This is a genomic window from Prevotella sp. E9-3 (assembly GCF_022024015.1).
Classification (GTDB): Bacteria; Bacteroidota; Bacteroidia; order Bacteroidales; family Bacteroidaceae; genus Prevotella.
In genome coordinates, this window is sequence record NZ_CP091786.1 from 1,785,548 (window position 1) to 1,811,453 (window position 25,906).

General features: G+C 38.5%; 20 protein-coding genes. 6 read left to right on the forward strand and 14 right to left on the reverse strand.

Annotated elements, in window-relative coordinates:
• Positions 1 to 82 precede the first annotated feature (82 nt).
• Entirely contained in the window at positions 83 to 1,225 is a 1,143-nt protein-coding gene (gene tgt / locus L6475_RS06560) for a tRNA guanosine(34) transglycosylase Tgt (protein ID WP_237823820.1), read from the reverse strand.
• A gap of 39 nt (positions 1,226 to 1,264) precedes the next feature.
• Positions 1,265 to 3,742, reverse strand: coding sequence for an endopeptidase La (lon, locus tag L6475_RS06565; protein ID WP_237823822.1), 2,478 nt, complete (start codon positions 3,740 to 3,742; stop codon positions 1,265 to 1,267).
• Between the two features lie 113 nt (positions 3,743 to 3,855).
• Here lon and L6475_RS06570 point away from each other — a divergent pair, with 113 nt between their 5' ends.
• Complete coding sequence (locus tag L6475_RS06570) at positions 3,856 to 4,542, forward strand: tRNA1(Val) (adenine(37)-N6)-methyltransferase (RefSeq protein ID WP_237823824.1); 687 nt, start codon at positions 3,856 to 3,858, stop codon at positions 4,540 to 4,542.
• 9 nt (positions 4,543 to 4,551) lie between these two features.
• On the opposite strand, the gene L6475_RS06575 is transcribed toward L6475_RS06570, so the two are convergent.
• From L6475_RS06575 to L6475_RS06595, 5 genes are all read right to left on the reverse strand, one after another.
• Entirely contained in the window at positions 4,552 to 4,752 is a 201-nt protein-coding gene (locus tag L6475_RS06575) for a hypothetical protein (RefSeq protein WP_237823826.1), read from the reverse strand.
• Between the two features lie 51 nt (positions 4,753 to 4,803).
• Positions 4,804 to 7,515: a glycosyl hydrolase gene (locus L6475_RS06580; protein ID WP_237823828.1), complete on the reverse strand. Its 2,712-nt coding sequence runs from the start codon at positions 7,513 to 7,515 to the stop codon at positions 4,804 to 4,806.
• Positions 7,516 to 7,525: 10 nt separating this feature from the next.
• The gene (locus L6475_RS06585; RefSeq protein WP_237823830.1) at positions 7,526 to 8,791 is read right to left on the reverse strand and encodes a rhamnogalacturonan acetylesterase; all 1,266 of its coding nucleotides are present in this window, start codon (positions 8,789 to 8,791) and stop codon (positions 7,526 to 7,528) included.
• 66 nt (positions 8,792 to 8,857) lie between these two features.
• A complete protein-coding gene (locus L6475_RS06590) occupies positions 8,858 to 9,463 on the reverse strand; it encodes a DapH/DapD/GlmU-related protein (RefSeq protein ID WP_237823832.1) in 606 nt (201 codons plus the stop codon).
• 78 nt (positions 9,464 to 9,541) lie between these two features.
• Positions 9,542 to 12,097 carry an ATP-dependent Clp protease ATP-binding subunit gene (locus tag L6475_RS06595; RefSeq protein ID WP_237823834.1) on the reverse strand — a complete coding sequence of 852 codons (2,556 nt, stop codon included), beginning with the start codon at positions 12,095 to 12,097 and terminating at the stop codon, positions 9,542 to 9,544.
• 205 nt (positions 12,098 to 12,302) lie between these two features.
• On the opposite strand from L6475_RS06595, the gene L6475_RS06600 reads away from it, so the two are divergent.
• From L6475_RS06600 to L6475_RS06610, 3 genes are all read left to right on the forward strand, one after another.
• Positions 12,303 to 12,677, forward strand: coding sequence for a RidA family protein (locus tag L6475_RS06600; protein ID WP_237823838.1), 375 nt, complete (start codon positions 12,303 to 12,305; stop codon positions 12,675 to 12,677).
• A 21-nt stretch (positions 12,678 to 12,698) separates the two neighbouring features.
• Positions 12,699 to 13,352, forward strand: a complete 654-nt coding sequence (gene queC / locus L6475_RS06605; protein WP_237823840.1) for a 7-cyano-7-deazaguanine synthase QueC — start codon at positions 12,699 to 12,701, stop codon at positions 13,350 to 13,352.
• Between the two features lie 71 nt (positions 13,353 to 13,423).
• On the forward strand, positions 13,424 to 15,439 hold the full coding sequence (locus L6475_RS06610; RefSeq protein WP_237823843.1) for a transketolase: 2,016 nt from the start codon (positions 13,424 to 13,426) through the stop codon (positions 15,437 to 15,439).
• A 277-nt stretch (positions 15,440 to 15,716) separates the two neighbouring features.
• On the opposite strand, the gene L6475_RS06615 is transcribed toward L6475_RS06610, so the two are convergent.
• On the reverse strand, positions 15,717 to 16,310 hold the full coding sequence (locus L6475_RS06615; RefSeq protein WP_237823846.1) for an OmpH family outer membrane protein: 594 nt from the start codon (positions 16,308 to 16,310) through the stop codon (positions 15,717 to 15,719).
• Positions 16,311 to 16,645: 335 nt separating this feature from the next.
• On the opposite strand from L6475_RS06615, the gene L6475_RS06625 reads away from it, so the two are divergent.
• Entirely contained in the window at positions 16,646 to 18,094 is a 1,449-nt protein-coding gene (locus tag L6475_RS06625; protein ID WP_237823854.1) for an aminoacyl-histidine dipeptidase, read from the forward strand.
• Between the two features lie 10 nt (positions 18,095 to 18,104).
• Positions 18,105 to 20,933 carry an excinuclease ABC subunit UvrA gene (gene uvrA, locus L6475_RS06630; RefSeq protein ID WP_237824066.1) on the forward strand — a complete coding sequence of 943 codons (2,829 nt, stop codon included), beginning with the start codon at positions 18,105 to 18,107 and terminating at the stop codon, positions 20,931 to 20,933.
• Positions 20,934 to 20,998: 65 nt separating this feature from the next.
• Here the strand turns inward: uvrA and ispE are convergent, their stop codons facing one another.
• From ispE to L6475_RS06660, 6 genes are all read right to left on the reverse strand, one after another.
• Positions 20,999 to 21,832 carry a 4-(cytidine 5'-diphospho)-2-C-methyl-D-erythritol kinase gene (gene ispE, locus L6475_RS06635; protein ID WP_237823856.1) on the reverse strand — a complete coding sequence of 278 codons (834 nt, stop codon included), beginning with the start codon at positions 21,830 to 21,832 and terminating at the stop codon, positions 20,999 to 21,001.
• Between the two features lie 141 nt (positions 21,833 to 21,973).
• On the reverse strand, positions 21,974 to 22,147 hold the full coding sequence (locus L6475_RS06640; protein ID WP_237823858.1) for a hypothetical protein: 174 nt from the start codon (positions 22,145 to 22,147) through the stop codon (positions 21,974 to 21,976).
• Positions 22,148 to 22,157: 10 nt separating this feature from the next.
• On the reverse strand, positions 22,158 to 23,762 hold the full coding sequence (locus tag L6475_RS06645; protein ID WP_237823860.1) for a hypothetical protein: 1,605 nt from the start codon (positions 23,760 to 23,762) through the stop codon (positions 22,158 to 22,160).
• 33 nt (positions 23,763 to 23,795) lie between these two features.
• On the reverse strand, positions 23,796 to 24,440 hold the full coding sequence (locus L6475_RS06650) for an MBL fold metallo-hydrolase (RefSeq protein WP_237823862.1): 645 nt from the start codon (positions 24,438 to 24,440) through the stop codon (positions 23,796 to 23,798).
• A 24-nt stretch (positions 24,441 to 24,464) separates the two neighbouring features.
• Positions 24,465 to 25,091, reverse strand: coding sequence for a 16S rRNA (guanine(527)-N(7))-methyltransferase RsmG (rsmG, locus tag L6475_RS06655; RefSeq protein ID WP_237823864.1), 627 nt, complete (start codon positions 25,089 to 25,091; stop codon positions 24,465 to 24,467).
• Between the two features lie 21 nt (positions 25,092 to 25,112).
• The gene (locus L6475_RS06660; protein ID WP_237823867.1) at positions 25,113 to 25,877 is read right to left on the reverse strand and encodes a DUF5715 family protein; all 765 of its coding nucleotides are present in this window, start codon (positions 25,875 to 25,877) and stop codon (positions 25,113 to 25,115) included.
• Positions 25,878 to 25,906 lie beyond the last annotated feature (29 nt).

Here is a 25,906-nt window from a genome sequence, read left to right on the forward strand (position 1 = left end):
TTCTGAGACTCAGCTTACCAAGTACCGATTTATTCAAATTATCTTTAATCCAATTCAAACTCATTATTCACACCAACTAAAATTACATCCTTTTGCCTAAGTTTTCAATAACGGAACGTTTCCAAATGGTAAAATCACCTGCTTCAATATGATGGCGGGCATCGGTAACCAACCTAAGATAGAAAGCAAGATTGTGGATAGAAGCAATTTGCATAGCCAACAGTTCCTGAGCCTTGAATAGATGGTGAAGGTAGGCTTTTGAATGTATGCGGTCTATTTCGCATCCATCAGGATCGATTGGCGAGAAGTCCTGCTCCCATTTCTTGTTACGCATGTTCATCGTACCATTATAAGTGAATAGCATCGCATTGCGTCCGTTGCGAGTTGGCATCACGCAGTCGAACATGTCAACGCCTCGTTCAATAGCTTCAAGAATGTTTTGCGGTGTACCGACACCCATCAAGTAACGAGGACGATCCTTTGGAAGAATCTCGTTGACTACTTCAATCATTTCATACATCACTTCAGTCGGCTCACCAACGGCAAGTCCGCCAATCGAAGCACCACCTCCATCTTTCAACTGTCCCAAAATATCGACTACATGCTTAGCAGCATCACGTCGCAACTCTTTAAATGTGCAACCTTGAACGATAGGGAAGAGGGTTTGGTTGTAGCCGTAAAGAGGTTCAGTTTCATTGAAACGCTTTACGCAGCGTTCTAACCAACGTTGAGTAAGTCCGAGAGACTTCTTGGCATATTCGTAATCGCTCTGACCAGGGGGACACTCGTCAAAAGCCATCATAATGTCAGCTCCGATAATGCGTTCAGTATCCATCACATTCTCTGGTGTAAAGATGTGTTTTGAACCATCGATATGACTACGGAACTCACATCCTTCCTCACGAAGTTTACGGATGCCTGTAAGTGAAAAAACTTGGAATCCACCTGAATCAGTCAGGATAGGACGATCCCAAGTGTTGAACTTATGCAGGCCACCGGCTTTCCTTAAGGTGTCAAGTCCTGGACGGAGGTAGAGATGATAGGTGTTTCCAAGAATAATCTGAGCATTCACTTGATCTCGTAGTTCAGAAAAATGAACACCCTTCACACTGCCGCAGGTACCAACAGGCATAAAAATAGGAGTCTTTATTTGTCCGTGGTCGGTGGTAATGATACCTGTACGTGCATCAGACGCATTATCACTATGTTGTACTTCAAACGTCATAATTAATCAAATTTCTTGCCCTATAGATCGGACGGACAATCAACACTTCTTGTTTTCTTCTTCAGGAATATCAAATGAGAGAGGATTATCCACGATTTCGTCTGTCAGGGCAAAGTTCCATACATCCTGCACATTCTCAACATAATGGAAGTTGACTCCCTTTAGGTAAATGCTCGGGATTTCCAAGATGTCTTTCTCATTCTCTTGACACATTACAATATCTGTGATTCCTGCACGTTTAGCTGCAAGAATCTTCTCTTTGATTCCACCCACAGGCAGAACTTTTCCGCGTAGGGTTATCTCACCCGTCATGGCTGTGTTCTTTCTCACCTTGCGCTGAGTAAGAGCCGATGCAATAGAGGTGGCAATGGTAATGCCTGCTGAAGGACCATCCTTTGGCGTTGCACCTTCTGGAACATGGATATGAATATTCCAGTTGTCAAAAATACGATAGTCAATATTAAGTACCTCGGCATGTGCCTTTACGTATTCGAGAGCCAACACAGCACTCTCCTTCATAACATCACCTAAATTTCCGGTAAGAGTCAACTTTGAGCCTTTACCCTTAGAAAGTGAAGTCTCAATGAAAAGAATTTCACCACCTACACTTGTCCAAGCAAGACCTGTGACAACACCTGCATATGTATTGCCTTGATAGATATCACGATAGAAAGGCGGTTTGCCAAGAAGACCCTCTAAACGTTCGGGCGTAATTTTCATATCGCCATTCTCGTCAAGCCCCATCTGACGATTGTATGCCAACTTGCGAAGAGCTTTGTTAACTTGCTTCTCAAGTTGACGAACACCACTCTCGCGTGTGTATTGTTCAATAATCTTTTCAATTGAGGCTTTATTGAACGTAGGTTTGGGTTTGATAGTATCTAAGCCTGTGTTCTTTAACTCACGAGGAATCAGATGACGTTTAGTAATTTCTATTTTCTCTTCTGTAATATAACCACTTACCTCAATAATTTCCATTCGGTCTAATAGCGGACGGGGAATAGAAGAGAGATTATTTGCAGTTGCTATGAATAATACCTTCGACAGATCGTAGTCAACATCCAGGAAATTATCATGGAATGCATTGTTCTGCTCCGGATCAAGCACTTCGAGCAATGCTGATGCAGGATCGCCATTGATAGTATTCTGAGTTACTTTGTCTATCTCGTCAAGAATAAACACAGGGTTTGAAGATCCTGCTTTCTGAATACTTTTAATGATTCGTCCGGGCATCGCACCGATATAGGTACGGCGATGACCGCGAATCTCAGCTTCATCATGAAGACCTCCCAATGAAACGCGTACATATTTGCGCTTCATTGCTTCAGCAATAGATTTTCCAAGTGAGGTTTTGCCCACACCTGGAGGACCGTATAGGCAGATAATAGGGCTTTTCAGGTCTCCTCGAAGAGAAAGAACTGCCATATACTCAAGGATGCGCTCCTTGACCTTTTCCATTCCATAATGTTCTTGATCAAGAATCTTCTTGGCACGAGACAAATTTAAATCGTCTTGTGTATATTCCCCCCAAGGCAATGAAACGAAAGTCTGAAGGTAGTTAAGCTGGATGTTAAAGTCGGGAGATTGGGGGGAAAGATTGTCCAGTTTGTCCAACTCTTTTAGGAATGTCTTTCCTATTTCTTCTGACCATTTCTTGTTTAATGCCTTCTCTTTCAGTTGAGCTTTCTCGGGAGATTCATTACCCATTTCAGCCTGCATGTTTTTAATCTGCTGCTGAAGGAAGTAATTCTTCTGCTGCTCGTCAATATCTTCACGCGTCTTGTTACGGATGTCTGCACGAAGGTTTTGAAGATTAATCTCGCGATTCAATGCCTTCATTGCACCAAACAAACGTTCCTTCATTGAATCAGCACTCAAAAGACTCATTTTCTCCTTGATGCTGAACGGCATATTTGTACATACAAAATTGAGGGCCATCTCCTCGTTATGGATATTGTGGATAGCAAAGGTGGCATCATTTGGAATCTCGTCAGATGCATTCACATATTCATCAGCCAGTTTGCGAAGGTCTTCAACCGCAGTATGCCATTCTTTGTCACGCTTGTCGGGTTGAAGTTCTGGAGTAGGAGTTACTACGCCAACCAGATGTGGCTTTTGTTTCTTTATATCAAGCAAACGCAAGCGTCCAAGACTTTGCACAATAACAGTCTCATTACCGTTGGGGAACGATAATTGTTTAACTACTTTGGCAAAAACGCCATATTCATATAAATCTTCAAATGAGGGATCTTCTATTTCTGGATCACGCTGACATACAACACCAATCAATATGCCTTTCTTTTCTGCTTTCTTGATTAATGACAAACTTGATTCGCGACCAATCAGAATTGGAGACACTACTCCTGGAAAAAGTACAAGATTTCGTACAGGTAGTATAGGGAGCTCGTCGGGGGTAGGAACTTCTAACAAATCTTTGTAATCGCCATCGATATCGGCAATCATTGAGAACGCTTTATTATTACTTGGATTCTCGCTCATGTCTATTCTAAAATTCATAATTGTTTGCAAAATTACAAAAATTATACGAATAAATAATTGACAGCTTGAAAATTCTTATATTCTTGACCTAATAATTATGAATTATTAGTAACTTTGCGGCGAATTTAATTATGGCGAACAATTATTTCCAATTTAAGAAGTTTACCATTTATCAAGACCGTTGCGGAATGAAAGTGGGAACCGATGCAACACTTTTAGGAGCGTGGGCTCATGGTGGGCGAACTATTCTTGATATAGGCACTGGTACTGGTATTATTGCATTGATGATGGCTCAGCGTTATCCTGATGCATTAATTACAGGTATAGACATAGATAAAGATGCTTGTCTTCAGGCATCAGAGAATGTAAAAGCCTCTCCATACTCTGTTGACATTAAGCTTTGTGATGTAAGAAAAATGGAAGGGATGTTTGACGCTATCATTACAAATCCCCCTTACTTCGTAGATTCTCTGGAATCGCCGGTTACTAAACGGAATATCGCTCGCCATACATCTTCACTAAGTTTTCGAGAACTCATTGACAATTCATGGCGATTACTCAATGAAAATGGAGAGTTTTCATTGATTGTTCCAACCGAGAGTAAATCATTGTTAGAGAGTGAGGCTATGCTGAAAGGTTTTTTCAAAGCACGTCAGTGGGCAATTAAAACAACTGTCCAAAAAGAACCGAAGCGTTATCTTTTAGCATTTATGAAACATCAATGTGATTCTCTCGATTTTGGTGAGGGAATCATACAAGATGCTCCTAACAAACGTTCCGCTTGGTACGAGCAACTCACTAAAGATTTTTATCTATAAATGGGAAGCCTAACCTATGGTGTAGGCAGCAACTACTAATATTGCCATAATAATGGCGATGGCTATCAGTATTCGCTTTCCCCATTTTTCATAAAGCTTACGCATTTCTATTGCATGAAGGCTGTCGCGTTTAAACTTACTTGCTCCATCCATCTTATGATGATGGTGATGATGGTGATGTTGTGTCTGTTTGACAGTTGAATCTGACATGTTCTATGTTTTTTAATCGTTTTCAAATGTTATCTATGTTTGTTAAAAACGTTACTCTGTTAACTTTATAAGTTTAACTTCACTTGCTAAACCGCTTAAAGTGGGTGTCCATTTGTTGTACAGCGTCTTTTTGTAGTTAATATCAACCACGTTTATATCTTCCATTTTGCGCCATTTTACTTCATCACGGTCCAATTGGCTGATACGATTGGCTGGTAAGTTTGTAACTTCTATTCGCAGCTCGTTTTCACCCACTTTAAGTGTACCTTTGGTGTTTAGGACAAATGGAACGGACCAGGCACATCCAATAAATTGTCCATTAATATATACACGAGCACTTTCTCGAACATCGCCTAAGTCAATAGCCCATAAACTTGAAGGATTGTCTTTTTTCGACATCTTGAATCGAGTTGTATAGATACCTGTTCCCATCGTTACGCTTGTCTTCTCATCAAGACCTTCCCAAGTTTGTAGCTTGGGTAACTGATAGGTTTTGTTCACTTTGGGTGACTCTTCAATAAAAGACAGTGTCCATGGCCCTTCTATAATTTTCGTTTCGGTTACTGTGTGAGAAATGTTTGCTATGAAAGATTGACAGATATTCTCTTTCGTTTCGCTGAAAGTCTGGAGTATCATCGACTCACCACTTCGCAAGTTTATATTAACCTTGTTATTGGTAAACGAAGCCTGACTAATTTCCCCATTCAAAGGATTAAACCACATGGCATTTTTAAAAGGTACAGAAAGAGTGATTGACTCTTCTACATCATTTGGAGTAAGATTGGCAATGAAATAGTGGTAACCATTGTCGTTCTTTCTACGGATTGTTTTCATTCCACATTGAGTACGTATCTGTTCAGGAAGAGCAGCCTTTTGTAACTCATTTTTATCTGTATTATAGAAAATGTGAGCACCTTGCATCTTAAGGGATTCTATGTGCTTTGCTATTCGTTCATCAATTTTTCCTTTATTAGGTATTATTAATCCCTTATATCGTGTACCAGCAGATGTGACCAACATTCCATTTACATACGAAACGCCAAGCAATAATCTTTCAGAAATATAGTCACAATCAAACCCCGCTCTGTCAATGTCAAGAATGGTTTCAATAAATTCTGGTGCTAACTTGCTCATTTCATGAATTGAGAATTGCATCAACAGTTTACCTGTATTTTTCTTCCACATATCTCGTACTGGCAGAAGAACCAGAAAGTCATTGTCTGGTTGACCCCATTGCAGAAAACTTTGACAGCGTTCTACGTATTGCATAAAATAGGGAGCGTCACGCCAAATAGAGTTTGTTGGACTCATGTCAATTGACGCATAAAACTTCCATCCTGGCCAGTCCACGTCTTTTGGCGAGTAGCAGGTGCCATGAAAAAACATATGATTGACACCAGCACAAAACATCAAATCGATATCAGGCTTCAATTGAGACAGAGACGTCCTGAAATGTTCAGTTAACCAGGTGAAAGTTTCGCTACTGGTATATGGTTTCCCTGTAACATGTGCTGCAGATGGAGCATATTTCAGCATCGAGAAGTCAGAGTCGTTCTTGCGAGTATTCCCCGGGTCTTCTCGTAGTCCTTTGATGCCAAAATTTGAGAGGCCAAAGCCTTCTATCTCAGGAATATCTACAGCAGCATAACAATCAATGAGATTAGCGGGAGAACCATGCGCTTGATTACGTGTGATTGCTCCATGACTGTGAGCCCATGCAGTCCACTGCTGAGTGAAGTTTTCCAACAACAAATCGCTTAAGGTTTCACGATAGTCTGCTAAGACTTTGTTTGAACTATCGATTGTTTTGATTGTTGAAATTGTATTAGAATCCAAAGACTTCGAATTAATCGTACTTTGAGCTATTAATTCGGGCAAATGATCTTCCAGTTTATATCCTCGACGTTTCGCAAACTCTTCAAACATCAAGGGAGTCCATGTGGCTTCGGCAACCTCATAAGAGTCATTGAAAAATGTGTGAGGGTAGGGCGTGTTTGTACGCTCGAAAGCCTCTTCTATGTGTTTAAGATAGTTACGGACAGCTTTTTTGTTGAAATGATCAATAACAAGTCCATCACCTCCGGGTGCTGCTCGTTTTACCCTCATTACACCATATTTTATAAAAACTGCAATTAGTTTAACTTCATTCGAATTTGTCAGACTTAAAGGATTGAATATTTTTCCGTCCTTAACATTAGAAGTGACATCTACAGTTTTTCCATTACTATATAGTATTACTTTGTCGAGGAATGCGTTTTTTTTGTCTTTCTCGGATAATGACAAATCTACGACAGTAGTATTTTTACTTTCAGGATGAACACCCTTATATCCGTTGATGGTATTCCACACACCATCGCTATCAATAGTTTTTTCTAAAAGTAGAACTTTACATGCGGATTCTTTTAATGGGACAAATGGTCCCCCAAAAGGCCATCCAGTGCCTGTAGCCATGTCAACTTCAATTCCTTTGCGCTTACCTTGATCCTGTGTAAAGCGCAACATCTCCATCCATTGGTTAGACAGAAAGTCAATGTTATTCTTTTCATTGCCCTGCACACCATATATGGGTGTTATTTCCACCGCTCCTATTCCATGGGCAGAAAGCTCCTTGAGATTCCATTCCAAATTTGATTTATCGACGGCAGATCCTAGCCACCACCAACGCGTACCGGGCTTTGATTCTAGTGTTGGGGTAGGCCAACTCTGAGCAAACATTACAGATGACAGAGCGGTAATTGCGATTGTGGATAATAATTTTCTCATAATTCATCAATTAGTTTCCATCAGGCTTTACCGTTACCACCATTCGTGAAGGTGCCCATTTGAATTCTTTGTAATTATCTGGTTTTGATGGATCAAAATCTTGCCAATCAGGTCGCAAATAATTTACAATCGGGAGATTGAGCTTCTTAATGCCCATAACAACACATTTTGCTACTTCGTATGCACCAAAGGTATTGAAATGGGTGTTGTCTGCCAGTGCTTTTGGCTGATTAGGGAATGTATTTGCAGGATAGTGAACTAATAGACGTTTTGAATTTTCAGGACCCATCGTTTCAAAAAGCGTCTTTGTCATTGAGTTGAGGTCTATAAGGGGGACATTTTCACGTTCAGCAACTTGTTTCATAACAGCAGGAAAATCTCCATGAGTATTCATGATAGTTGCATTGTCTTTGTCGAAAGCTCGGCGTTGTGTTGGCGTACAGAACACGATTTCAGCCCCTTTGGCTCTAACCTCATCAACGAATATCTTCAATTGGTACTGATAGTGGTACCAAGCGCCATCACCAGGACGATGTTCTTTTTCATCGTTATGTCCAAATTCTACAAATACATAATCGCCTTTTTTTAGTGTCGCGAGAATCTTAGCAAGACGGAATGAACCGATAAAAGTGCGAGCAGTAAGTCCACTTTCAGCATGGTTGGATATAGCTATTTCTGGGCCGAACCAGCGTGTAATCATCTGTCCCCAAGAAGCCCAAGGCTCATCATTCTGATCTACGACAGTTGAATTACCACATAAATAAATTGTAGGAACATCAACAGGTTCAATGTGAATGCTTTTAATAGCGGGATTCGAGCCGTTGAACTCTAATGTTAATTTGTTGTCCCAAGCTAAATATGTTTTTTCCCGTTCTTTGATTTTTACAAATGTCTTTTCATCAATCTGAGGTGAACGCTTGTTTACAGTAAACTCAACAATTTGAATATCTTTTTTTCGTGGTGTTATGATGTTGTCCATTAACAGACGTCGTCCTTCTGCTCTAACGGTCGTATTACCATTCTTACGGCCTCCGACCTCTATTCTTACGCGATAATTTCCATCTGGAACACCAACTGAATAATAAAAACTTTCTCCCACAAATAAATCTTTTGGGGATAACAAAGTTTTTCCATTCAAGCGATCAGGTATCAAGTCGTAGCCGTATCCATTTGAAGAATTATAGATAGGTTGAGGTTGAGTGAGGTCGAAATCATAGGATTGAGCCAAAGTTGTTAATGGTCCAAAGACAAGTAAAGTTAGAAGTAGTCTTTTCATATATATATATTGTTTTTCAAATTTAATTATTTGTAAAAGTATTTTAGATTGGTTTTCCAGGGAATGTTAGGTTTGGTATGTCCCGATATTCTTAATGATTCGCGCTGGGACGCCTGCCACTAAAACTCCATCAGGTACATCTTTTGTTACTACGGCACCTGCAGCAACTACGACATGTTGACCTATTGTCACACCTGGCAGAATCACAGAGTTTGCGCCTATCCAAACATCATCACCTATTACTACCTGACGAGTACTCACCCCTTGCTCATCAATACGTAAAGTTATACTTTGAAAATTATGATTCAGAGCTGTAACTGTAACACATTGTGCCAAATTGACATGATTTCCAATAGAAACAGGACCAATAATAGTGTTATGTAAGCCTATACGAGTATTATCGCCTATAATAATATCGCCAACGGCATTGTTTATACAAGAAAAAGATTCAATAACACTCTTTTTTCCCAAGTGGAAACGGCGATAGGGTGGAGTATCCATTCTAACAGAATTATGAATAATACAACCTTTTCCACGATACTGATATATTGGAGCCAACAACCGAATGTACCATCGTGGTCGCGTGGCTGTCTGGTTCATAATGAGCAGTTCAATCAGTCTCTTAATTCGTGGACTGCTCTTCAGTCGTTGTCGCAGATGTTCTATTTGCATCTTTATATATTTCAAAATGCAAAATTATGAAAATATATTTAAACGACCAAATAAAGTTATATAATTGAATGAATTGAACTATACAATTGTATAGCTCAACTCATCCTTACCTTCAATTTTCTTTATACTTATTGTAGAACCAAGTGGAATATTCTCATTGACTATGAGTTCAGCTATTCCGTCCTCAATATAATTCTGGATAGCTCTTTTCAATGGACGTGCTCCAAACTGTACATCATAGCCTCTTTCTGCTACAAATTGTTTCGCTTCATCACTTAGCTCAACTTTATATCCCATTTCGTCAATTCTATGCCAAAGATTGCTTAATTCAATATCTACAATCTGTTTGATAGCATTTAAGTCTAGTTGGTCGAAAGTGATTATCTCATCCAAACGGTTTAAGAACTCTGGCGAGAACTGCTTTGAAAGAGCTTTTTGAACTATGCTTCGAGCATGCTCTTTGTCTTTGTCATTCATATTAATGCCTATATTAGAAGCATTAAAGCCAACGCCTCGTCCAAATTCTTTCAATTGTTTGGTACCCGCATTAGAAGTCATAATAATAACAGTGTTGCGGAAATCAACGAAACGCCCATTTCCATCAGTCAATCGACCTTCGTCGAGTACTTGAAGTAATAAATTAAATACGTTACCATGGGCCTTTTCAATCTCATCAAGCAATACTATTGAATAGGGATGGCGGCGAACACGTTCTGTGAGTTGTCCACCTTCTTCATAACCAACATAGCCAGGAGGTGCACCAATAAGTCGCGAAACATTGAATGACTCGGTATATTCACTCATGTCAATACGAATGAGCGAATCGGTTGAGCCAAACATGAATTCAGCCATCTTTTTTGCCAAGTATGTTTTACCAACGCCAGTAGGTCCAAGAAACATGAATACCCCAATAGGATGGTTTGGATCTTTTAAGCCAACTCTGTTGCGCTGAATCGCCTTAACCATTTTGTCAATAGCCGAATCCTGAGCAATAACAGCGTTTTTTAGTTCTTTTGCCATACCTTTTAGGCGAATTCCTTCTTCATCAGCCATTTTCTGTACGGGTACACCTGTCATCATAGATACGACGTTTGCAATAGTCTCAGCATCAACAGTTTGTTTGTCATCCATGGAACCATTGCTCCAATCGTTACGCATCATAACTAAATTAGCTTCTAATTCAGTTTGACGATCTCTGTAGCTGGCAGCCAATTCGAAATTCTGGTTGTGTACAGCTTGCCTCTTCTTTTCTAAGACGGATGCCAATTCTTTCTCTTTGTCAATTATTGCAGGTGGAATATGGGCTGTTGACAGATGAACTCGCGAGCCTGCTTCATCTAATGCATCAATTGCTTTATCAGGAAATGCACGGTCAGTAATGTATCGCTCTGTCAGTTTGACGCATGCCATGATGGCATCATCACTATACTCAACATGATGATGGCGTTCGTATCTGTCTTTAATGTTATGAAGAATCTGAAGCGTTTCATCGCGGGTTGTTGGCTCAACCACTACTTTTTGGAATCTTCGTTCAAGAGCTCCATCTTTTTCAATAGAATTTCGGTACTCATCTAATGTTGTTGCACCTATACACTGAATAGCTCCACGTGCAAGAGCTGGCTTCATGATATTTGCAGCATCCATAGAACCTGGCGAAGATCCAGCTCCAATGATTGTATGAATCTCATCAATAAAGACAATAATATCCGGATCGTTTTCAATCTCTTTTAAAAGGGCACGGATACGTTCTTCAAATTGACCTCGATATTTAGTTCCTGCCACTATGGCAGTCATATCTAAACTTACTAAACGTTTATTGAAAAACATTGGAGAAGTCTTGTGCTGAGCTATAAGTTGTGCAAGACCTTCAACAATTGCGCTTTTACCGACTCCGGGTTCTCCAATAAGAATAGGATTGTTCTTTTTGCGCCTTCCAAGTATTTCTACTACACGCTGTATCTCTCGCTCACGACCAACAACAGGATCAAGCTTACCTTCAACTGCGGCTAAAGTGAGATCTATAGAAAAATTATCCAAAACAGGGGTCTTAGATTCTTTTTTCTGTTGTGTGGTTGTAGAACTACCATTAGTAGAATTTCGTTGACTTGAAGCTCCAGCTGTTTCAAATTCTTCATCCTCATCTTCGTTGTCGCCTGGCAGTGAAATTCCATCTTGAACCGATATTTGTTGTTCATTATTTGTTGAGTGCATTAGACTCAGAACATCATCGTAATTCATATTATAAAATTCAAGTATTTGTTTAGCGCCATTTGCAGCCTGATCATGTAATATAGCCAACAACAGGTGTTGCTCGTCCACCTTTGTCATATGCTGAATACGTGCTTCAAGGACTGCCAATTTTAAAATATTTGATGCCTTTTCGTTGAGTACTAGCTCGTTAGTGTTAATAGGAACTCCTAATTGGTCATTGCGAACTTTTTCCTCAAGTTGTATCTTAACTGATTGCAAGTTAATACGCAAACGATGAAAGATATCAATAACAGGACCATCCTTCATACGCATCATACCCAAAAGCAGATGCTCAGGGCCAACTGATAAACTGGCCAATCGTGTTGCTTCCTCTCGACTGTAGGCAAGTATTTCGGATACTTTATGTGAAAATTGACTTGTCATAGCCTTATAATCTTTTAATCTAATTATAATACCAACTCTGCAAAGGATGTGCCAAATTAAATCTATCTATATATTATATATGTATTAAAATAGTCTTTTTTTGACAAAAACTCGTCTAATTAAATTATTTTGTGTACCTTTGCAAAGTAAACTTCTTTCAAAGAGAAAAAAGGTTGAATTCTAACTTAAGCATCAAATATTAATAATGAAAGCTATTGAATCACCTAATGCTCCTGCAGCAATCGGACCTTATAGCCAAGCCGTACAAACAGGTAATTTAATTTTTTGTAGTGGTCAATTACCAATCGACCCAGCTACAGGTAAGTTTCCAGAAGGTGGAATTAAGGAACAAACCCGTCAGTCTTTGCTTAACATAAGCAGAATATTAGAGCAAGAAGGTTTGAGTTTAAGTAACGTGGTAAAGACAACTGTTCTTTTGGCTGACATATCTGATTTTGCAGCAATGAATGAAGTGTATGCTGAAATGTTCAAAGCTCCATTTCCTGCTCGCTCTGCTTTTTCTGTTCGAGATCTTCCAAAAGGCGCATTAGTCGAAATTGAATGCATTGCAGAGAAATAATATTTTTACATTTAGTTTAAAATGAAAGATTCTGTCATTATTTTAAGTGGTGGTATGGATTCTGTAACAATGCTATATGAATTTGAAGAACGTATAGCATTGGCTGTTTCATTTGATTATGGAAGCAATCACAACGCTCGTGAAATACCATTTGCTCATCAACACTGCATGGATTTAGGTATTCGTCACATCGTCATTCCACTTGAATTTATGTCAAAGTACTTTAAAAGTTCTCTTCTTGAAGGGCCAGAAGCTATTCCGGAAGGTCATTATGAAGATGAGAACATGAAATCTACTGTAGTTCCGTTTCGGAATGGAATTATGTTGAGTATTGCCGTTGGAATAGCCGAATCAGCTGGATTAAAACATGTAATGATGGCCAATCATGGTGGCGATCATACTATTTATCCAGACTGTCGTGAAGAATTTGTTAATTCATTTTCGGAAGCAGCTAGAACAGGAACATACGTAGGCGTAACGCTTCTTTCTCCCTACACAAATTTAACCAAAGCAGATATTGCCCGTAAAGGAAAAGAACTAGGGGTTGACTATAGCAAAACTTGGAGTTGTTACAAGGGTGGGGTAGTTCATTGTGGTCGTTGTGGCACTTGTGTAGAACGACGTGAAGCTTTGGCAGAAGCAGGTATTGAAGATCCTACTGAGTATCAAGACTAAATACAAACAATTAAACAGTTAACAATAAATAGCGACAAGTAAACACTATTTATCAAAATAACTACAAAATTATGAACGACAACAAAGTAATGTATCGCGCAGCCGACAATATTCGAATTTTGGCTGCTTCGATGGTTGAAAAAGCTAAATCCGGTCATCCCGGAGGTGCTATGGGAGGTGCTGATTTTATTAACACACTCTACAGCGAATTTCTTGTGTATGATCCAGAGAATCCTTCATGGGAAGGACGTGACCGTTTCTTTCTTGATCCTGGTCATATGGCTCCAATGCTTTATTCTCAGTTAGCGCTCATTGACAAATTCACTCTAGAAGACCTGCAACAATTGCGTCAGTGGGGTAGTGTAACGCCCGGTCATCCAGAACGTGAAATTGAGCGTGGTATTGAAAATACCTCTGGACCTCTTGGACAAGGACATACATTTGCCGTTGGTGCAGCTATTGCCGCCAAATTTCTGAAGGCACGTTTAGGAAATGTTATGAACCAGACTATATATGCCTATATTTCTGATGGTGGCGTACAAGAGGAAATTTCGCAGGGAGCTGGTCGCATAGCAGGTACATTAGGACTGGACAATCTTATTATGTTCTACGATGCTAACGATATCCAGTTGTCTACACGCACAGAAGTAGTAACCGTCGAGGATACTGCTAAAAAATATGAGGCATGGGGATGGTATGTGTTGAAAATTGACGGTAATGATGTTGATCAGATTCGAGATGCCATTAAAAAAGCTCAAGCTGAAAAAGAACGTCCTACTTTGATTATCGGTCATTGTGTTATGGGTAAAGGCGCACGCAAGGCCGATGGATCATCATACGAAAGCAATTGTGCTACACATGGCGCACCTCTTGGTGGCGATGCTTACGTAAATACTATTAAGAATTTAGGTGGAGATCCTGAAAATCCATTCGTAATTTTCCCAGAAGTAAAAGAACTCTATGCTAAACGTCGTGAAGAGCTGAAAAAGATTGTTGCTGAACGTTACGCAGAAAAAGCAGAATGGGCAAAAGGCCATCCAGTCCAGGCAAAACAGATGGAAGAGTGGTTTAGCGGTAAAGCCCCAGTTATTGACTGGTCAAAGGTAGAACAAAAAGCTGGTGCAGCAACACGAGGAGCATCTGCAACTGTTCTCGGAGTACTTGCTGAACAAGTTCCTAATATGATTTGTGCATCTGCTGACTTGTCAAACTCTGATAAAACTGATGGTTTCTTGAAGAAAACACATGATTTAGTTCGTGGTGACTTCAGTGGCGCATTTTTTGAAGCTGGTGTTGCAGAACTTACAATGGCATGTTGCTGCATAGGAATGGCATTGCATGGTGGCGTTATTCCTGCTTGCGGTACATTCTTTGTATTCTCTGATTATATGAAACCTGCTGTACGAATGGCTGCCTTAATGGAACTTCCTGTGAAATTTATCTGGACCCATGATGCTTTTAGAGTTGGAGAAGATGGTCCTACACATGAACCCGTTGAACAGGAAGCACAAATCCGATTAATGGAAAAACTACAAAACCATCACGGCAACAATTCCGTACTTGTAGTACGTCCAGCAGATGCTGAAGAAACAACTGTTTGTTGGCGTATGGCAATGGAAAATACCAAAACTCCAACAGCTTTGATTCTCTCACGTCAAAATATTGATATGTTACCTGAAGGTAATGATTACAACCAGGCAACTAAAGGTGCTTATGTCGTTGCCGGAAGTGATGAAAATTACGATGTAATAATGTTGGCTAGCGGTTCAGAAGTATCTACACTTGAAGCAGGTGCAAAGTTACTCCGTGAGGACGGCGTAAAAGTTCGTATTGTTAGTGTTCCTTCGGAAGGACTTTTCCGTAAACAATCAAAAGATTATCAGCAGAACATCCTTCCAGCTGGCAAAAAGAAGTTTGGTTTAACAGCTGGACTTTCAGTTACATTAGAAGGTCTTGTGGGTGCCGATGGCTTTGTTTGGGGATTAAATAGTTTTGGATTCTCAGCACCATACAAAGTGCTTGATGAAAAACTTGGATATACCGGACAGAATGTTTATGAGCAAGTAAAAAAATTGCTTGCAGAATAAATTAATTATTTTATTCTTTTAAGAATGGCTCTAACAAATTGGGTTAGAGCCATTCTTTTTATTTCTGAACAAATGATTTATTTAATTCCGAATAGGTTATCTATGAAGATAATATACAACCTATTTATCATAATGCCGATTCTAATGTTAAATGGGATTTATTATTATAGTTTTAGCAGGACTTTATAAAAACTTACAAGAACCCCAGAAGTTTGAAAGAAAACTTCTGGGGTTTATTTCACTTGAATTAATATCTATAATAAAGATTTTCCCTTCTTTATTTATTTTCTTTATTTGCTTGCTTTTTATACCTTTTATTTAAGCCATTGATTACTTCTTGAGTAATGTCATATTTCTTGTCAGAATATAGAATTGCGCTTTTATTTATGATCATGTCATACTTTTTGTCCTTATTATAAATAGCCAAGAAATTATCTAAACTGTCTTGCAGGGCCTGCAAAAATTTCTGTTGTTCAGAAGCTAATTCATTTTCTAAACGAGCTTGAAGTGTTGCGAGGTCACTTTGCTGGCGTTGAAGAGCTGCTTGAACACCTTCTGCCTGTTCGCGACTCGTAAAACTATTGTTCTGCAACTTTTGCTGGAAATTGTTGGCTGCAGCCTGTAATTGGTTTCCTTTCTGATTTAAAGTATTACGAGCATTTAAACTCTTTTTTTCAAGTTCTTTGCTTCTTTCTTTGGCAAACTCGAATTGAGTCATCAGTGAATCTACTTCAATATAGGCAATCTTAATTCCTCCTTGATTTTCAGTACTTTCACTAACTACGGGTTCTGAATCCATCTTTTCTGCCTGCTTATTGCAAGAAACTAAGGCAAAAGCAATAGATAGTACATAAATAAAGCTCTTTTTCATAAATGTATGAACAATTATTAAATAAACATTATAATCTCAGTATGAAATTAATTATGTTCGCTCACTGCATACGGACTTTTCCGTCTCATTTCACGGTCTTGATCCATTACACAGTGAATACCGCGTTCTCGCATTGCCTTAGAATCATGAATGTGCTGTGAGGCAAAACTTCCATTCTTCTTAAGAATAACTTTAACGCATAAAAAAGATAGCGTTATAGCAATTATTAACGTGCTAGATATAATTAATTCCGTCATTATTTATTAATTTTGCGGTGCAAAGTTAAACAATATTGCTGAAAGATTGCATATTTTTGGATTAATTAATACTGAAAAATGAATAAAAGTGATTTAAAACCTGCCGTTGTATTTGAACAATTTTCAAAGATTAATGAGATTCCTCGTCCTTCAAAGCATGAAGAAAAGATGATTGAATATCTGAAGAATTGGGGCGAAAGTCGTGGTCTTCAAACTAAAGTTGATGAAACCGGTAACGTTTTAATTAGTAAACCCGCAACAAAAGGAATGGAGAACCGAAAAAAAGTGATTCTCCAAAGCCACATGGATATGGTGTGCGATAAGCTTGTTGATGTGGAATTTGATTTTGACAAAGACCCTATTAAAACCTATATCGATGGCGATTGGCTGACAGCAGAAGGAACAACTCTTGGTGCTGATGATGGAATCGGTTGCGCTATTGAACTCGCAATTCTTGATTCTAATGACATTGAGCATGGTCCTATAGAATGTGTTTTTACTCGTGACGAGGAGACAGGTTTGAGTGGTGCTGAAGGAATGAAACCTGGATTTATGACAGGAGATTATTTAATTAACCTTGATTCTGAGGATGAAGGTGAAATCTTCGTTTCATGCGCTGGAGGTCGTAATACTACTGCAAAGTTTACTTTTAGTCGTGAGGATGCCCCTACCCTATTTTTTATGCGTGGCCAGTTGAAGGGCCTTGTTGGTGGTCATTCCGGTGATGATATTAACAAAAAACGAGCTAACGCTATAAAAATTCTAGGCCGATTCCTATATCAGGAGATGAACAGATATGAGGGTATTCGCTTAGCTCAATTCCATTCAGGAAAACTTCATAATGCAATTCCGCGTGATGGTTCTTTTGTTATCGGTGTTCCTTCAGCTATAAAAGAAAATTTAATGGCAGATTGGAATATTTTCGCCACTCAAGTTGAAGATGAGTTCCATATAACTGATACATCAATGGTTTGGTTGATGGAATCTGCAGACGCTGAACCTGTTATTGAACAAACCGTTGCAATGAACTTTGTTCGCGCTCTTCAGGCTGTTGACAATGGTATTTATGCAATTTGTCAAGATGAAGCATTAGGTGGTATGGTAGAGACTTCATCAAATATTGCGAGTGTCCATACAGAAGAAACTGAAATAAATATTCTATCATCCCAGCGTAGCAACGTGATGTCGAATCTTGACAACATGTGTGCTACTATTGTTGCGACTTTTGAACTTGCTGGGGCAAAAGCATGGTCAAGTGATGGATATCCAGCTTGGAAGATGCGTCCTGGAAGTGAATTGACCTCTATTGTTCGAGATACATATAAGGAACTGTTTGGTAAAGAACCTATAGTTCGAGGCATTCATGCAGGTTTGGAGTGCGGACTGTTTTCTGAACGCTATCCAAATCTTGATATGGTAAGTTTCGGCCCCACATTGAGATTTGTTCATACTCCAGAAGAAAGACTGTATATTCCTTCTGTACAAATGGTTTGGGATCATCTTCTGCTTGTATTGAAACGTATCTAAACTTTGAATGATAAAAGACTGTATTGAAATCAAAGGTGCGCGCGTTAACAATTTAAAGAATGTTGACGTGCGCATTCCTCGTAATAAGTTGGTTGTGATTGCAGGTGTATCTGGTAGCGGAAAGTCATCACTTGCTTTCGATACTTTATATGCTGAAGGCCAACGCCGCTATGTTGAAAGTCTTTCAAGTTATGCTCGCCAGTTCCTTGGAAGAATGAACAAGCCTGAGTGCGACTTCATTCGCGGTATTCCACCTGCTATTGCTATAGAACAGAAAGTTATAGCAAGAAATCCGCGGAGCACAGTTGGCACATCAACAGAAATTTATGAATACCTCCGCTTGCTGTTTGCAAGAATAGGACATACTTTTTCACCTATCAGCGGTGAGGAAGTTAAGAAACATTCTACGGAGGATGTCGTGCAAAAAATGCTAGAGTTTTCCAAAGGAACTAAATTCGTTGTGTTGGCACCGATTCATGTTCCAGATGGACGCACACTAGAGCAACAGCTGAAAGCAGAAATTCTTCAAGGATATTCCAGAATATTTATAAACAACGAATTTGTTCAGATTGAAGACTATTTAAATCAATCAGAAAATCAAAATACGCTTCAAGAGTACAACCAATCAATTGAGCTCTATTTGGTTATAGACCGTCTTTCGGTTGATGATTCAAAAGATAATATTTCTCGTTTAGTAGATTCCACAGAGACTGCTTTCTATGAAGGACAAGGCGAGATGCGCCTTATGTTCTTGCCATCGAATATCATTTATGATTTTTCGACTCATTTTGAGGCTGATGGAATTCTTTTCGAGGAGCCAACAGACCAGCTATTCTCTTTCAACTCTCCCGTTGGAGCTTGTCCTGAATGTCAGGGATTTGGAAGTGTTATAGGTATCGATGAACACTTGGTGATTCCCAATACTTCATTAAGTGTGTATGATGGTTGTGTTATATGTTGGCATGGCGACAAGATGAGTGAATGGAAGAATTGGTTCTGCCGTCATGCAGCCAAAGATAATTTTCCAATCTTTGAGCCATATTACAATTTATCACAGAAGCAGAAAGATTATCTATGGCACGGATTGCCGAGCGACAATCATAAAGACATTCATGACAAGCCTTGTATTGATTCCTTTTTTCAAATGGTTACAGAGAATCAGTATAAGATTCAGTATCGTGTAATGTTAAGTCGATATAGAGGTAAAACCATTTGTCCAAAATGCCATGGAACACGTCTTAAGAAAGAAGCTGAATATGTAAAAATCGATGGTCGTAGTATTACAGATTTGGTTCAGATGCCTGTGGTAAGATTGGCAGAATGGTTTAATCATATTGAATTGAACGAACATGATGCAAATATTGCAAAACGCTTATTAATTGAAATAAAATCCAGACTCCAATTTCTTCTTAATGTAGGTCTCGGCTATCTCACTCTTAACCGTCTTTCAAACACATTGAGTGGTGGTGAGAGTCAAAGAATCAATCTATGTACATCGTTAGGCAGTAGTCTTGTTGGTTCGCTGTATATTCTTGACGAACCTTCTATTGGTCTTCATCAACGTGATACAGATCGATTGATACACGTTCTGCGTGATCTCCAGAAATTAGGCAATACTGTTGTAATTGTAGAGCACGACGAGGATATTATGCGTGCGGCAGATTATCTCATCGATGTTGGACCTGATGCAGGCCGATTAGGTGGAAAAATTGTTTTTGAAGGTGATGCGAAAGATATAAACGAAAAATATATTGAGAAGTATCCTCAGAGCTATACTGTTCGCTATTTACTTCATCAATATGATTTGCCGGTTCCTCATTCTCGCCGTCCTTGGAATCAGTTTGTCAAGATAGAAGGTGCACGAATGAACAATTTACAGGGGATTGATGTGAAAATCCCTCTGAATGTTATATCAATTATCACTGGTGTAAGTGGCAGTGGTAAGTCTTCTCTTATTAAAGGAATACTCTACCCAGCCCTAAAGCGTCATTTAGGAGAAGTGTTTGATGCCCCAGGTGAATATTCAGGATTGTCAGGGGATGTTAACGCTATTCGTCATGTCGAATTTGTTGACCAAAATCCAATAGGAAAATCTACCCGTTCCAATCCAGCAACATACGTCAAAGCATATGATGCTATTCGAGACCTGTTTGCTGAACAGCCTTTAGCTCAACAGATGGGCTTTACTGCTCAGTATTTCTCGTTTAATACTGACGGTGGTCGATGTGATGAATGTAAAGGTGCTGGTACAATAACTGTTGAGATGCAATTTATGGCAGATCTCGTTTTGGAATGTGAATCTTGTCATGGTCATCGTTTCAAACATGATATTCTTGATGTTCGCTTTGAAGGAAAGAACATTGATGATGTGCTGAATATGACTATCAATGAGGCTATAGAATTCTTCTCAGAACATAATCAAGCCAAAATAGTTAATCGTCTTAAACCATTACAGGATGTTGGACTTGGCTATATAAAACTTGGCCAAAACTCTTCAAGTCTATCAGGGGGAGAAAACCAACGAGTAAAGTTGGCGTATTTCATTGGTCAGGAAAAGCAGGAACCTACTTTGTTTATTTTTGACGAACCAACAACAGGACTCCATTTCCACGATATTAAGCGTTTGCTTTCCTCGTTCAACGCATTAATTGAACGTGGGCATACCATTATTATTATTGAACATAATATGGATGTCATTAAGCAGGGAGATTGGGTAATTGATCTTGGTCCGGAAGGAGGCGACAAAGGCGGACAACTAGTTGTTGCCGGCACACCTGAACAGGTTGCCAAGTGTTCTAATAGTATTACAGGACGTTACTTAGCTGAAAAACTCAGTTAAAGTAACGCCCTGCGTTTATTTATTGATTACATTGCTGTTTCAAGTAATCTTCAATCCATACAACTTTACAACCTAACACACTTTGTGTACATTCCTTCAAACTGTGAGTCCAATTCGATAGGATTACGAAATAATCCAAATACTGAGCTGCCGCTACCACTCATTGCTGAGTAAACAGATCCTAATTCATAAAGACGTACCTTGATTTCACCGATTTGAGGATGGATAGCAAATACACTCTTTTCAAAATCATTGACTAATAAATCACGCCATTGTTCTACGGGTTGTTCAACGATTTGCCTGCAACAAATAGATGGTTTTGCAGGTTTGATAAGAGAGAATGCCTCTTTAGTTGGAACTGGAATGTCTGGACGGACAACAGCTAAGTACAACCCATTAAGATTTAAGTCAATTGTTTGCATTCGCTCCCCTATCCCTTCAGCATATACAGGACGATTCAAAATGAAGAAAGGACAGTCTGCACCAAGTTGAGCAGCATAACCAATCATCTGGTCATTACTTAGATGAAGTTGAAACTGTTCATTTAAAAGTTTGATCATTGCTGCACAGTCACTTGATCCGCCCCCCATTCCTGCTTGCGTAGGAATAGCTTTATATAAGTGAGCATGTACCCTCTTCAATTGACTTGGAAAGTCACGCTTCAATAATTGATATGCTTTAACTATAAGATTCTTTTGCTCATCACCTTCAACCTGTATATTTGTAACTTTTAAATCACAATCAACATCTGAAGGAAATTGTTCGTCCATTAACTGTACTTCAAGAGCATCCGTAATAGGAACAGGATAAAATACAGTTTCAAGATTGTGATAGCCGTCCGAACGTCGTTCTACAACGTTCAACCCCAAGTTAATCTTTGCTATAGGAAATGTAATCATACTGATTGCAAAGGTAATATTTTTTTATGTAAATCCAAAACAATAGTCAATTTCCAATCAATTGAAGCTTTCAAACGATACGTTTGGAGGCTGCAAACAAAGCGTTTACAGCCTCCAAACGTATCGTTTAGTTTAAGTTTGTTAATCTTCCCATACATTTATTCTTGATGCAGCAAAGTCAGCATCTTGGGGAGTAGGATCTGCATTCTTTACATCAGTACCATCGGGAGAAAATGAACTAGCACAAATGATATTAACATTTGTAAGCGTTATCTGGGTTAAAGCTGGTTCTATATATATTTTTTTCATCATCATAATCAGTTTTTTATCTAACAAAAATTATTTTGCCATTTTTAATGTTTAAGCCTTTTTTAAATTTTTCAATTCTTTGTCCCATTATATTATAAGTTTCTGAAAATACTTTTGCCTGTACTTCAGTATGACCTTGTAAGTCAGTCACCTCTTCATCCATAAATACCATACGGGCATCAGCATTTTTAGGAACAATCATATATGCACGCATACCATTCATAACATTATTATCTGTTGGCGTGTGCAATTTGCCATCTATACCAATAAACACATGTGTGCCATCTGTGTTTAAAGCCGTAGGACTAAATACACCTTGGAATCCGTATGTTCTATCCTTTGAAAGTAAACGAAAAGGCTTAGAACAAGTAAGACTAACAAATCGAAATGTAGGATTCACAATATCATGATTAACTTGAAGAATGAAAGGCATGCCAGCAGGAATTGAACTGACGGGGGTAAACTTGAAGACTCCGTCTATAATGGATGAAAGTGCTCTAATTTCAATAATTAAATTGGGGTCGTTAGCTGCTTCGCGTAGATTCTCTTCTGTAACGATGAAAGGCAGACAACACGTGTTCCATATATTTGCTTTAAACGTTCTTGCTAGTGATGCGTTTACTGTATGGTTCACCTTGTTATTTAATAGTTCGGTAAAATCTACTTTTTCATTTAAACAAACTTCATTTGTTTCTGATATTAAGACATCATCAAGATAAACATAATCACCAGAAAATGTAAGATTCTTTCCACAAATAAAATTGGGCAATACAATTGATACATTACTCCACTCTTCTTTTTTCAGACTCTCGGTAAAGTCAATAGTCTTAGTTCCTGAATCACTTGTACTGTAAGTGACTTTTAATTTACTTTTATCATTTCGACCAGCAGTTCTAAAAGACAAAATAAAGTCTTTTGTATCAGACAGTGGTACTTCGTTCGTTGTATATTTACCATTAGACTCAAAATAAAGGCATCTGGAAGCCCATCGAACTAATGATAAACTTTCCATTGTAGTAGGATTGTCGAAATTTGAAGGATTAAAATTGGCTATACCTTTGCATGTAAAATCTCCATCGTTTCCTCCACCACCATCAAAACGATTAAACGATTCATAATAGATACCGTCACCGATATCTTTGACCATTAGATTTACGATCGTGAAATCAGAATTACTAGTAAATTTAATTCGCATATTTTTTGCTGTATTTCTAAGCAATTGAGGAAACAATGAAAGCCACTTATTAGCATCCTTAAAATTAGTACTTTTTGATTCTAGTTCTTCATCTCCTATTATAGATATGTCTATCTTCTGATTATTAACGGATGGATAGACTATAGCTGACACTATAATATTTCCATTAACATCAGTAATAGGGGCGGTTGTGACGTAACCTGATCCATGAACATTTAAGTAATTTGATCCATTAATGATTTTCGTTGAACAATTGTCAAACATCCATTCTTTTAAACTGTCAGGTACATTGTCTGGTGTAATAGCAGACTCTTGCGATGGACCCAAAATGTTTTTTAATGAAGCATCAATAATTACATTTTGAGCATTTCCTTGTATTGCAATCATTACAAGGAATAAAAGGGAAATTAGCGATTTGAAATTCATTTTAATTTAATGGTTAATAAAAATGTGTTTATACTATAATAAATATGGGTTCATGTTTTTTTCTTGCTTTATGTTGGTTAGAGGTCCATGTCCGCTATATACAATTGTGTCATCTGGAAGTGATGAGATAACTGTTCGCAGGCTATTGAGAAGGTCTTCCCATGAACCTCGTTCAAAGTCTGTTCGACCTACACTCATCCTAAATAGTGTGTCGCCTGTAAAAACAACCTTTTCGTCCGAACAATAAAACGACACGCCTCCTGGAGTATGACCTGGTGTGTGTAGTACTTGAAATTGATGATTGCCAAATTCAACTATTTGATTGTCTTCAAGAAAACGTCCCAGTGGTGGCGTAGGTCGATTGTATGGCATGCCAAACATAGTGTTAGCTTGCTCTGTAAGATCACAAGCCAAGAATTCATCGGCAGCATGAATTTCTGGTAAAAGGCCGAAAGAATCATAAATGGAATCGTTACCAAAGCAATGATCTAAATGGCCATGAGTACACAATAGATGTACAGGTTTAAGATGATTATCATTTATGTAATTAACTATTGAAAGTCTTTCGTTATCATAGTAGGCGCCACAATCAATGATAATACACTCTAAAGACTCATCATTTACCACATAAGTATTTTCCTGCAACATATTGCAGACAAAAGTCTTAATATTTAGCATATAGTTGGTTTTGAATACAAACTTTTAAAGAGGTAAATATATACAATGTTTCTCTTTAAACCACTCTTCTTTAAACCACTGAGTGAGAGGCTGAATTTGAACGATGCGATGGAATGGAGCAGTTTCATTATCTAAATCACCTCCTTTTAGGCAAAGTATGCCATTTGGTAATGCATTATGTGAATCGTGCGAAACATTTTTACGTACGATTTTTACTAAATCAGGTAATGGCATAACAGCACGGCTTACGATAAAATCATAACGATCTTTTTCATCCTCACCACGAAGATGCACAGCTTCGCAATTCTTTAGTCCTATCGCACTTATAACTTCTTGAGCTACACGGATTTTCTTTCCTGTTCCGTCAATCAACTTGAAGGTACAGTCTGGGAATAAGATTGCCAAAGGAATACCAGGGAATCCTCCACCTGTTCCAAAGTCTAAAACACGAGTACCTGGACGGAAATGAATCATTTTTGCTATACCCAACGAATGTAGAATATGATGGAGATTAAGATTGTCTATATCCTTTCGAGAAATTACATTAATCTTCTCATTCCATTCATGATATAATGCGTCAAGCGCTTCAAACTGACTACGTTGAGTATCGGAAAGATTCGAAAAGTATTTGTTTATTAATTCTGAATTCATAACTATCTATGAAAAATGTGTTTAACGTACTGTAAGATGATAACAACCCTGTTTTACTTCGTATTTTATGTAGCAACGCCCTTCTTCGCGTTTATCACGAAGTACTTCAGTCAGTATCCACTTTAGTGTATCATTTCGTACAGTTCTTCTTTTTTCACCTTCTGGATCTTGAACTGCAATATATCGGTTGTAACAGATATCAAGAGTAGTACCATATAGATGACAGGAATTCTCTGTAGCATTACCATTGAATCTTCGTAGCTTCTTAACATCATTCTGTGTACGTAAAACACTAGTAACTATAAAACGATGAAGATTTACCCCCTTTACGTAGAGACTATCATAAAATGCTCGACCAATGTCTTCTAATAAAATAGCAGCGCGTGGTACTAAATATGGAATGCTTTGATGAAGAGGATCTACGTGGTAATAAGGTGAAGCTCCAATATATACCAACTCATTTTTACGCTGTTCTGCATCTGCTCGATCAATAACAGGTGTTACCCCCCATTGTTGAGCAGCCACAAGTTGTACAGAATTACTATCTGGAAATGAATTTTTGTAACTGGATACCGATAGTATGCGATGTGGCTTTTCGCCGTTGTCCAATAAATGGTGAGTGTTTTCAGTCAGAACGACTTCTTCTTGGTTATTAAAAATTGTTGTCTGAATGGTTTCGCATGAAGTGCTATTCACGCCATCATAAGCGCATCGTCCCAAAGCCAACACGATAACGATGATGCCGAACCATTCGATATATTTATTTTTAACGTCTTTATGCTTCATTTTATTAAATTGATGTGCAAAATTACAAA

Bases quoted from the DNA above. Each gene is read 5' to 3' on its own strand.
- L6475_RS06610 (WP_237823843.1), top strand. From the start codon at position 13,424: ATGAACGACAACAAAGTAATGTATCGCGCAGCCGACAATATTCGAATT.
- L6475_RS06625 (WP_237823854.1), top strand. From the start codon at position 16,646: ATGAATAAAAGTGATTTAAAACCTGCCGTTGTATTTGAACAATTTTCA.
- L6475_RS06660 (WP_237823867.1), bottom strand. From the start codon at position 25,877: ATGAAGCATAAAGACGTTAAAAATAAATATATCGAATGGTTCGGCATC.
- L6475_RS06585 (WP_237823830.1), bottom strand. From the start codon at position 8,791: ATGAAAAGACTACTTCTAACTTTACTTGTCTTTGGACCATTAACAACT.
- L6475_RS06590 (WP_237823832.1), bottom strand. From the start codon at position 9,463: ATGCAAATAGAACATCTGCGACAACGACTGAAGAGCAGTCCACGAATT.
- queC (WP_237823840.1), top strand. From the start codon at position 12,699: ATGAAAGATTCTGTCATTATTTTAAGTGGTGGTATGGATTCTGTAACA.
- L6475_RS06650 (WP_237823862.1), bottom strand. From the start codon at position 24,440: ATGCTAAATATTAAGACTTTTGTCTGCAATATGTTGCAGGAAAATACT.
- L6475_RS06580 (WP_237823828.1), bottom strand. From the start codon at position 7,515: ATGAGAAAATTATTATCCACAATCGCAATTACCGCTCTGTCATCTGTA.
- L6475_RS06615 (WP_237823846.1), bottom strand. From the start codon at position 16,310: ATGAAAAAGAGCTTTATTTATGTACTATCTATTGCTTTTGCCTTAGTT.
- L6475_RS06645 (WP_237823860.1), bottom strand. From the start codon at position 23,762: ATGAATTTCAAATCGCTAATTTCCCTTTTATTCCTTGTAATGATTGCA.
- L6475_RS06575 (WP_237823826.1), bottom strand. From the start codon at position 4,752: ATGTCAGATTCAACTGTCAAACAGACACAACATCACCATCATCACCAT.
- ispE (WP_237823856.1), bottom strand. From the start codon at position 21,832: ATGATTACATTTCCTATAGCAAAGATTAACTTGGGGTTGAACGTTGTA.
- tgt (WP_237823820.1), bottom strand. From the start codon at position 1,225: ATGACGTTTGAAGTACAACATAGTGATAATGCGTCTGATGCACGTACA.
- L6475_RS06570 (WP_237823824.1), top strand. From the start codon at position 3,856: ATGGCGAACAATTATTTCCAATTTAAGAAGTTTACCATTTATCAAGAC.
- rsmG (WP_237823864.1), bottom strand. From the start codon at position 25,091: ATGAATTCAGAATTAATAAACAAATACTTTTCGAATCTTTCCGATACT.
- L6475_RS06600 (WP_237823838.1), top strand. From the start codon at position 12,303: ATGAAAGCTATTGAATCACCTAATGCTCCTGCAGCAATCGGACCTTAT.
- L6475_RS06595 (WP_237823834.1), bottom strand. From the start codon at position 12,097: ATGACAAGTCAATTTTCACATAAAGTATCCGAAATACTTGCCTACAGT.
- lon (WP_237823822.1), bottom strand. From the start codon at position 3,742: ATGAATTTTAGAATAGACATGAGCGAGAATCCAAGTAATAATAAAGCG.
- L6475_RS06640 (WP_237823858.1), bottom strand. From the start codon at position 22,147: ATGATGATGAAAAAAATATATATAGAACCAGCTTTAACCCAGATAACG.